The following is a 10479-nucleotide window of genomic DNA, read 5'->3' on the forward strand; positions in this document are numbered from 1 at the left end:
ATGCAACAAAACAGCCAGGGCTATGCAGCCAACCTACGGGAAACAGCCTGCTCACAGTCGAGTCTCCGCCAGTTCAATGGTTCTGGCCGCAATGTCTGCCAGAACCGGTGTATCAAACAGCGTGCGTATCTCGATGCTCAGCCCCCTGCGGCGCAACTGCTCAATCAAACGCACGGCTAACAACGAATAACCTCCCAACTCGAAGAAATGATCCTGACGACCGACCCGCTCGACACCGAGCAGCTCTTCCCAGATAGCAGCCATCGTGATTTCCATCTCCCCCTGAGGAGGCACATAAGCGCGACGGGCGAACGACAGCTCATCCGGCGCGACCAGCGCATTGCGGTCTATCTTGCCGTTCGGCGTCAGCGGCAACGCTTTAAGCGTCACAAAGGCTGCTGGCACCATGTAATCCGGCAAGGCATCCTGCAGGTGCTTACGCAGCGCCTGACGGCTGAAGTGGCTTTGCACCATGTTTTTGAGCGTGGCCACGTGTTCCAGCGCCGCTAACGTATTCTCCGGCACAATCCAGTCGATCAGACACGACACCTCATCGACCCCGGCTTCCTGCAGATTTTCCGCCACAGACAGCGCGGATTCCGGCGTACCGATAAACGACAGTTCACGGGTATAACGCCTGAACGCGAACTCCAGGATGCGGTGTTTGTCTTCACTGGGCAGCGTATCGAGGTTGATGTTCTGTTCTTTAAGCCACCCAGACAGCAAGCTGAGATGACCTTCCAGATAACCCAGGAACGGCCCTTTCGCCTGTGTCAGTACCTCGTCCAGGTTCTCTCCCAGATAGGTGTGGATCATCACCGTCACGATGCCGGTGCGAGGATCAAAGCCGACTTTTTCACGCGCCTCACGGTATATCGCGATATGCTGGGCCAGCCCTTCGATGTTCTGCGTGAGCAAGTGGGTCAGCAAATGCGCGCCACTACGCCCGGCATACTCAAAGGTCTCTGGCGCACCCGCCGCCGTTATCCAAATCGGCAATTCTTTTTGCACCGGTGCCGGGTAAATCTGGACGTCGATGTGATTGCCGTGATGATCCCGGCGAGAAACGCTGCCGCCCTGCCACAGCGTTCTCAGCTCCTCAATACGGTGTTGCATCACCGCGCGGCGGTCGTCGTAATGATCGGGAGCCAGCACAAAATCTCGCTGATTCCAGCCGGACGCGATACCGATACCGATACGGCCGTTCGACAGGTTGTCGACTATCGACCAGTCTTCCGCCACGCCGAGCGCATCGTGCAGCGGCATGACCACACTGCCCGCACGCAGCTGGATATGCCGTGTTCTGGCCGCCAGCGACGCGCTTAACAACGCCGGATTAGCGAACAACCCACCCACGCCGTGGAAGTGACGCTCCGGCGTCCAGACGGCGGTAAAGCCGTGCGTATCGCCAAACTCCGTCACCTCGGTGCAATAGTGATACCCCTGCTGGGCGTCGGTATGCGCACCGAATAAAAACAGGCTGAAATCCAGGCTTTCAGAGCGGGAAGAGGGTTCCTGCTCGCTTTTTTCGCCACGGCCGGGCACCACGTAGGCCACCAGTCGGGTCGCCCCGGACATATCTTCTCTGGCGACCACCACCGCTTCACGCACTGACGGATGACTCAACAACCGGGCTTCGATTTCCCCCAGCTCTATCCGGTGCCCGCGTAATTTCAACTGGTGATCGGTACGGCCGAGGAACACCAGCCGCCCATCGTCCATCAGTTGTGCAAAATCACCGGTCCGGTAAAGGCGTGCCGCCGAATCAGTTGAGAAGGGATCGGGAATAAAGCGCTCAGCGGTCAGTTCCGGACGCTGATGGTAACCACGGGCTACCCCGTCCCCACCGATATACAGCTCGCCGATAGCCCCCATCGGCACCGGTTTGCCATGCTTGTCCAGCAGATAGACCTGGGTGTTGGCAATCGGGCGACCAATCGACTGGTTGTATTGCGTCACATCCCCGGCATTCACGCGATTACAGGTTGACCACACCGTGGTTTCTGTCGGACCGTAGAGGTTCCACAGGGATTCCCCGAAGGCATGCAGGCGCGTAGCCAGATCACTGGGTAACGCCTCACCGCCGCACAGAATCTTCAATTGCTTATGCGGTGTCGCGTCGGCATCCACCAGCAAGCGCCAGGTGGTGGGGGTCGCCTGCATAATGGTGATATCGAGGGTTTGCAGCAGCGTCAGCAGCGCGTGGGGATCCATCGCCTGTGTGCGGCTGGCCAGCACAATCGACGCCCCTGTCATCAACGGCAGATAGAGTTCAAGCCCGGCGATATCAAACGAAATACTGGTCACGGAGAGCAGGCAGTCGCGGGTGCCCAGTTGGAATAACGCCTGCATCCCGGTGAGGAAGTTGACCACCTGACGATGTTCAACCATCACCCCTTTTGGCTTGCCGGTAGAACCTGAGGTGTAAATCACATACGCCAAATGTCGGCTATGCTGCATTGCCACATCCGGATTGTCGCCGGGCAGTTCGTCCCAGCGCGCGCTGTCACGTTCCAGATCCACCACGGTGACATCATGCCCTGTCTGCTCCCCAAAGACCTCGCGTCCACGTCTGTCGACCACCAGTACCTTCGGTGTGGCATCGTCGAGAATATACGCCAGTCGTGTCGCCGGGTATTCCGGGTCAAGCGGCACATACGCTCCCCCCGCCTTGAGGATCGCCAGTAAGGCGATGAGCATGGTTTCCGAGCGTTCAGTACATAACGCGACGCGTGTATCCGGCACGACACCCTGCGCTATCAGGTAGTGAGCCAGACGGTTAGCCCGCTGATTCAATTCGGCATAGCTCAGACGCACGTTGCCCATTTGCAACGCCAGCGCCTGCGGTTGTTGCGCGACCTGCTGCTCAAACAATTGGTGAATCATCGTGGTCGCCGGGAAGGCCAGCGCCGTATTGTTCACGGTTTTCAGCAGTTGCTGGTGTTCTTCGGGCGGCAACACCGTCAGTTCATACAACGGCGTGGCGGCAGAAGAAGCGGTACTGGAAGCTTCCAGCGCGCTCACCAGGCTCAGCATACTCTGCTGGAAGTAACCCCAGATACGCTCGCCCGACAGCGATTCCACCACCTGAATGCCAATATCAAAGCCAGTGTCAGCATCATCCACCGAAACCGAAATAGGATAGTTGGTACGCTCGTCAAAACCGTGCCATGCCACACCGTCAAACTCGATTCCGCCTAACACGTCCACATCGGTCGGGCGGTTACGACGGTAATTGAAGACGGTACTGAACATCGGCGTCGGTGCCACTATCCCGCTGCCTTGTTGCGCCAGCGACAAGGTGGTGTGCTCATGCTTTATCAACGCAGTCAGGCGCTGATGGGTTTGACGCACCGCATCGACTACCGAAACGTCACCGACATCAATACGCAACGGCAAGGTATTAATGCACGGGCCCATGATTTTATCGCTGTTTTCACCGTGCATACGCCCTGACAACACGGTGCCGAACACCACGCTATCGTTGCCACAGGCGGCGCTCAGTACCTGCGCCCAGCTCACATGACACAGGCTACTGACACTGACGCCAAGACGGCGTGCCTGTGTCCGCAACCGTTCACCCAGCGCGCCCGCCAGCGGACGCCGGGTCTCATGGATACGCTGACCGTTGAGGTGGCCGTTACGCAGATTAAACGGGGCGGACGGCTCGGTGATGTCCGACAGCATGTCACGGAAAAAGGCCAGTTCTTGTTGCGTATCACGACCGTGTTGCAAACGCGCCACGTGATGACGGAACGGTACCGGTGCGGGCAAACTCTCGCCGTTACCGGTAAGGAACGCCTGAATGTCAGAGAGCAAAATCTGCAACGACGGGATGTCATCCACCAAATGATGGATATACATCAGCGCTTCCCAGCGGGCCTGCTGGTCGTCGTAAGCCACCGCCATGCGCAGCAACGGCGGCTGCGTGAGATCAATGCGATGGGTTTGAGGATCGAACTGCGCTTTTAGTTGATCGACTACAGGCAGTTGCTCGACCACCGGGCCTTGCTGCGCATCCAGGTTGAGTGTGGTGACGTGCAAGCGTGCATGACGCAGCACAACCTGTACCGGCGTTTCCACCCCTTGCCAGATAAAAGCGGTACGCAACACATCGTGGCGGTCAATGACGCACTGAATAGCATCAAGGTAGCGGTCCAGCGTCTCGCGGTGTGCAAACGACAGGTGACCACACTGCAGGTAGGGGTCTCCGGCTTCATCAAACAGATGGTGAAAGAGGATGCCTTCCTGTAGCGGTGCCAGCGCATAGATATCCTGAATATTGGCCACACCACCCGGAATCCGGGCCACAATCTGATCTATCTGCTGTTGCGACAGCGACACCAGCGGGAAAAGCGCCGGGTGCAGCGCGGTGGTTTCCGGCGTCACCTGATTTTCCGGTATCACCCATGTCTGCGAGGCGTCGTCTTCATCACGAACCTGTTGCGCCAGATCAGCCAGCACCGGATGAGCGAAGATGGTCGGCACATCGGTGTAGTACTGCTGCTCACGCAGCATCGCCTGCAACTGCATCGCCATCAACGAATGGCCACCCAGTTCGAAGAAGTTGTCCTGCCGCCCGACCTGATGCACGCCCAGTATGGTCTGCCATAACTGCGCCAGCACGGTTTCGATACCGGCATGAGGTGCTTCAAAGTCACGCTGCACGTAGGCGTTATCATCCGGTAACGGCAAGGCTTTGCGGTCAATCTTGCCATTGGCGGTCAGCGGCAGTGATGCCATCACCACAAACGCCGACGGGACCATGTAGCCGGGCAGTTGCGTGGCTAAGACGTCACGCCATTGCGTAATCGCGCCGTCGCTGTGGTAACCGGCCTCGGGTACCACATAGGCCACCAAACGCGCCTCGCCGCCATCCGGTGTGATACCGATAACCGTCGCGTCTTTGATATGTTCCAGCGCGGTAATACGTGACTCAATCTCCCCAAGCTCAATGCGGTATCCGCTCAATTTGATTTGGTGATCGCGCCGACCGAGGAACTCGATACGCCCATCGTCAAACCAGCGACCGATATCACCGGTGCGGTAGACGCGGCCTCCGGCAACCCAGGGGTCGTCGATAAACTGCTGAGCCGTCAGCTCAGGGCGGTTCATGTACCCGACCGCAACACCCTCACCGCCGATCCAGATTTCGCCCGCCATCCCCGGCGCGCAAAGCTGCCCAAAATTATCGACCACGTACATCCGGGTATTGGCAATCGGCCGTCCGATGCTCAGGCGCGTATCCTGACTTTTTTCAAAACCACGCATCCACGCCGACGACATAATGGTGGTTTCTGTCGGACCGTAGCCATTGATATAACGACAGCGTTCACTCCAGCGTTCAATCAACCCCAGTGTCGGCGCTGAACCGGCGGTCAAAATGGTCATGCCTTGCGGCACTAAAGCCGGATCGAGGTGTGTGAGGTAGGGCGGCGGGAATGCCGAGAAACGGATGTCGTTTGCCGTCATGTAGCTCATCAGCGCCGGTGGGTTCTGAATCAACGCGTTCGACAGCAGATGTAATTCACACCCTCGGGTCAGCGTACCAAAAATTTCCCCCGCCGAGGCATCAAAGGTATAAGGCGCGAACTGGGTAATCGGTTGCCCGACGCTAAAAATACCGATGTGTTCACACCAGGCACAGAAGTTAATCAGGCTGCGATGGGCGATCTCCACACCTTTTGGCGTGCCGGTCGTGCCGGAGGTATAGATAACGTAGGCGATGGTGTGTGAGTCGATAGCGTCAAACGCGGTATCGTCACGCAGGTCACCCTGCGGTTGCTGATGGAGATAGTCCTCGACAAAAAGCAGCGTACTGCTTTCATCGTCACTGAAATCTGACTGATTGGCCCGGCTGGTCAGCGTCCAGCGCACGTTGGCGTCATTAATGATAAACGCGCGACGTTCGCTCGGCGCATCCAGAGCGACAGGCACGTAAGCAGCACCCAGCCTGATGATACCCAACATGGCAGCGATCAGGTTCGGTGTTTTATCCATACTCAGTACGATGCGATCGCCTTTCGTCACCCCGACACGACGCAGCCCTGCGGCGATAAGCCCGGCACGCTCGGCAAGTTGCCGATAACTTAAGCGTTCATCATCAGCCACCAGTGCGGTGGCCTCGTTTCTGGCCGCCACCTGTTCAGCAAACAACGCGTACAGCGAGCGATCCAGCGCCACATCCAGTTGCGTGGCATTCCATTCGTGGACCACACGTTCAACTTCAGCGCTATTCAGCAGCGACTGCGCCCCCACCGTGCGCTCAGCCCCCTGACCAAAACTCACCAACAGTTGTTGCAGGCGTTCGAGAATGTTATGCGCATCCGCATCGCTGATATCACCCGCGCGGTAATGCAGTGCCAGCAACAAGTTATCCCCAGTGTGTGCGACAAGATGCAGCGGCACAGACTCGTCCAGATTTTCCGGTTCCGGGTGTTGCTCGTCACGTACACTGAGCAGTGATTCAAACAGTGTCTGGTTTGAGAAACCACTCACACCTTGCGACAAGGCCTCTGGCAGCAACCCGGCATGTTGCCGGTGCTGCTCAAACACGGCGGCGATATCACGAAACCACTGATGCAACGTGCGCCCGCCATCCATCGCCAGTCGCAACGGCAGCGCACACGCGTCCCCGGCCTCACCGGCGGCGAAACGCTTGCCAAACAGCACCTCATCCTCACCGCTGTATTTACTCAACAACAGCGCCCATGCGGCGGTCAGCAACACCTCCCAGGAGGTCGACTCACGCTGCACCAGCGCCAGTAATTCTGAATTCAGCGTCCGCCCAACGTGAGAAACGAGCACTCGATTCTCTTGCGTAGCGGAGGCGGCCATCTCCCCACTCTCCGTGGTATTGACAAAGTTGGCGTTCGCCGTCCTTTGCGCGCCGGTAAGATGATGCTGCCAATACGCCACAGCTGTTTCCTTACGCGACAAGAGCATATTTTCCTGCGTGATAACCATCGGTTACGCTCCCTCTGTGACAACTTTTATAGAATTATTTTTTAACGTACTCAGTAAGTTGGATACGCTTTCGGCGTTTCTGCCGAATTGATTAATGGCCGCGCCGTGCTGAAAACGTCCAGCAAAACCGTATTTAATGAACGTTGACAACGTGCCGGTCGGGCTGAGATCAACAAAGAATGTGCCGTCTTTCACCTTCAGCGATTGCATCAGGCGGTAAAAATCAACAGGTTCGCGCAACACACGCCAGAAATACTCGCTGTCCCACCGTTCAACCGATGTGCCCAACAAGGAGGAGTACACGGTCATTTCCGGTGCGTTTTTCGCAAGGGTATCAACCAGTGCGCGGAACTCTGTCTCGATGACGGCGATGCCGGACGAGTGGAACGGTTGCTCAACCGGCAGCAACATCGAAATCACGTCCTGTTGCGTCAGACGCACTTTGAGCGCCGACAGGCTGGCCTTATTGCCGCTAACTACAAAGTTATTCTGGAAGTTAATGCTGGCAAGCTCAGTCCCCTGATACAGCGCGGGGTTGCTATGAAAGTGCGATACCGGTGCCAGCACGCTCATCATGCCGCCGCCAGCCGTTTTCTCATGCAGCATGTGCGCCTGCGACACCACCAGTTTCATGGCGTCATCCAGCGTCAGTACGCCCGCGACGACAGCGGCGATACACTCACCCAGGCTGTATCCCAGTACGGCGTCGGGTTTGATGCCTTCGGCGTTGAACATGTGGGTCAGGCTAACCCCGACACTCAGCAGCGCCACATTCGACAACGCCACATCCGAGAGCGGCAGTTGACGACGGGTATCGTCATACAGTGTTTCCACCAGACTGTAGCCAGTGTGTTTACGGCACAGCGCGTCGCAGCTATCCATCTGACGGCGGAACGCGTCATTCCGGCGATACAGCTCCTGGCCCATGCCGTAATATTGCGAGCCCTGCCCGCCGAACATAAACACCACCCCAGAGCCAGTGGCATCTGACGCCGGTGAGTGGCGAGTGGGTTGCGCTGCAGGGGCGTTCGCGTCATCAAGCACCATCGGTTGTGCTTTGATCTTCGCAAACAACCCGGTGAGCACTTGCCCCGGCCCGATTTCCTGTTGACTGACCTCACCCGAGGCCAGTAACCGCGACATACTTTCGTACCAACGCACAGGGTGGCTTATCTGGCGCGTCAGCAGTTCGAGATAATCCGACGTGGGGTAGTCGTGCGCGGTGTAGTTGGAAATCACCCGCGCGTTGAGCGGATTGAAGGTAAAACGGCGGGCAAACTGCGCGAATTGGGTTTCAATGTCACGCATATAGCGGGAATGGAACGCCGCGCTCACGTTCAGCTTGATGTAACGCGCCCCGGCTGAGGTAAACAGCGACTCACAGGCAACGATGTCATCATACAACCCTGAAATGACGATCTGCTGGGCGCAGTTGATGTTGGCGATATCGATACCGCTGAACGGTGACGACGCCAGCAGCGCCATCACCTGATTCAGGTCGATACCCAAAATCGCCGCCATCGCCCCACGTGGCGCTTTCGACATCAGCATGCCGCGCTCTCTGACCAGTGCAACACCGGTGGCAAAGTCAAACGCCCCTGCCGCAAACAGCGCAGCAAATTCACCCAGACTATGACCGGCGTAGCAATCCGGCGCGTCTGCGCCGTCTTGCCGATGGGCCAGAACCCCGAGCGCTGAAACAACAAACAACGCCGGTTGGGTGAATTCCGTTTCACCCAGTACGCCCTGAGGATCGCTCAGGCACAGATCACGAATCGAGAAACCGAGTACCTCGTCAGCCTCCCGAACACGCTCGGGGAAACGCTCAAACAGCGCACTCCCCATCCCTTTCTGCTGCGATCCCTGACCAGGAAATACCCAAATTGAAGAAGGCATAAATCCCCTATTACTGTTCCCCAGTATTGTCACTTAACGTTGCTTGTTGCTCCCGCCTTCCGTTCGCGGGATCAGGACTTAAGCGCGTCTTCCGGTAGATGCGCTTCAATCGTACTGACCAGGTCGCCGAGCGTGTAAATACCGCGTTTATCGCCGTCGTTGACCTTGATGTTGAGTCGCTTCTCTATCTCGTACCACGACTCCAGCATCTCAACCGAATCCACGCCGAGCTCGCCACCAATGAAGGCATCCAGCTCTACGACATCGGGCGTAAACCCGGTGTTTTTGATGCCATTAATGATGTCGAGTACAACCGCGAGAACATCTTTCTGAGCGTCCATTTCTTCTCTCCTTCATCCAGTCCGTTAGAGCGCGTCAAACTCGCGCGCAACCTCAGTGATAATCTCAACGACCTGATCGATCTCTTCACGGGTGTGGGTCGACATGACCGAGATACGCAGACGTTCTTTATCGGGGGGAACCATGGGGTATTCCATGATGTTGGCAAACACGCCGCGCTCGAAAATGCGGCGATTGATGTTGCCCACCACAGAGAGCTTGCTAAAGAAAATGGGAATAATGCCCGACTCGCCGCGCAGGATGTTGAATCCTTTCGCTTCCAGCTGGTCTTGCATGTAACGCACATTGTCGTGCAGACGGGCGATACGCTCTGGCTCACGCTCCATCACGTCCAGCGCCGCGGAAATCGCCGCAATCGTCGGCTGAGCTAACCCGGAGGTGAACAAATAGGGGTAAGAGAAGTTGCGCAGCATAAAGATGTGCTCGCGGCTACCGGAAATAAACGCCCCTTGCGCGCCCAACGATTTGCTACAGGTGGACATACGCAAGTCGACCTGACCTAACAAATCCAGATGCTCAAGCGTGCCTTTACCGGTCGGCCCCATGGTGCCCAGGCCATGCGCGTCATCGAGAATGATGATGATGTCATGCTTGCGGCAGATCTCGATGTAACGCTTAAGGTCGATGATCGAACCGTCGGTAGAACGCACCCCTTCTACGGTCGAGAAAATCTGGGTATTCGGTTTGGAGCGTGCCCGAATTTTAGGCAGCATCGCTTCAAAGTCGTCCAGACGTTCCGGGTCGAAGGTAAAGAACGGCACATTAGTCATTTTGACCGCGTTGATAACGCTGGCGTGGCTGTTCTGGTCATAGATGATGATATCGTTACGGTTCATCAGCCCATTGACCCAGCACAGGTTGGCCATATAGCCGCTTGGCAGCAATACCGCATCTTCGTGGCCCGCTAACGCCGCCAGACGCAACTCCAGATCCCGATGCTGCTTGGTGTAGCCGGAAAACGCCGGTGATCCGCCAGTGCCAATGCCGTATTTTTCTACGGCTTCCATCACCTTGCTTTTAACGTAAGGGTGATTAGCCAGCCCCAGGTAGCTATTCGAGCCAAACACCAGAACGCTTCTGAAGTCATCGCTGTGCAGGTCTTTGTATTGCATCTGCGCATCGACAGGCCCCATCCCCTGACGGCTGAACATAAACCCTTTTTCGAGTTCTTTTAAATAGGTGTCATAGCGTAATTTTACGCGCTCTTTGAATGGCTTACGTTCGAGTTCGATCAGATCATGAAAATCCATTATAAAA

The 10479-nt window shown here is 56.8% G+C and carries 4 protein-coding genes; all 4 read right to left on the minus strand.

Annotated features, from left to right (window positions below; genetic code table 11):
• Window positions 1-51 precede the first annotated feature (51 nt).
• Window positions 52-6966, minus strand: a complete 6915-nt coding sequence (locus LF929_RS13485; RefSeq protein WP_226093119.1) for a non-ribosomal peptide synthetase — start codon at window positions 6964-6966, stop codon at window positions 52-54.
• Between the two features lie 3 nt (window positions 6967-6969).
• Window positions 6970-8862 carry an ACP S-malonyltransferase gene (gene fabD, locus LF929_RS13490; protein WP_226093118.1) on the minus strand — a complete coding sequence of 631 codons (1893 nt, stop codon included), beginning with the start codon at window positions 8860-8862 and terminating at the stop codon, window positions 6970-6972.
• Between the two features lie 71 nt (window positions 8863-8933).
• Window positions 8934-9203, minus strand: coding sequence for an acyl carrier protein (locus LF929_RS13495; RefSeq protein ID WP_019844740.1), 270 nt, complete (start codon window positions 9201-9203; stop codon window positions 8934-8936).
• A gap of 24 nt (window positions 9204-9227) precedes the next feature.
• Window positions 9228-10472 (minus strand): aminotransferase class I/II-fold pyridoxal phosphate-dependent enzyme, encoded by a 1245-nt coding sequence (locus LF929_RS13500; protein WP_038903904.1) that lies wholly within the window; start codon window positions 10470-10472, stop codon window positions 9228-9230.
• Window positions 10473-10479: the final 7 nt, after the last annotated feature.

It is taken from the genome of Dickeya oryzae, from assembly GCF_020406815.2.
GTDB classification, from domain to species: domain Bacteria; phylum Pseudomonadota; class Gammaproteobacteria; order Enterobacterales; family Enterobacteriaceae; genus Dickeya; species Dickeya oryzae.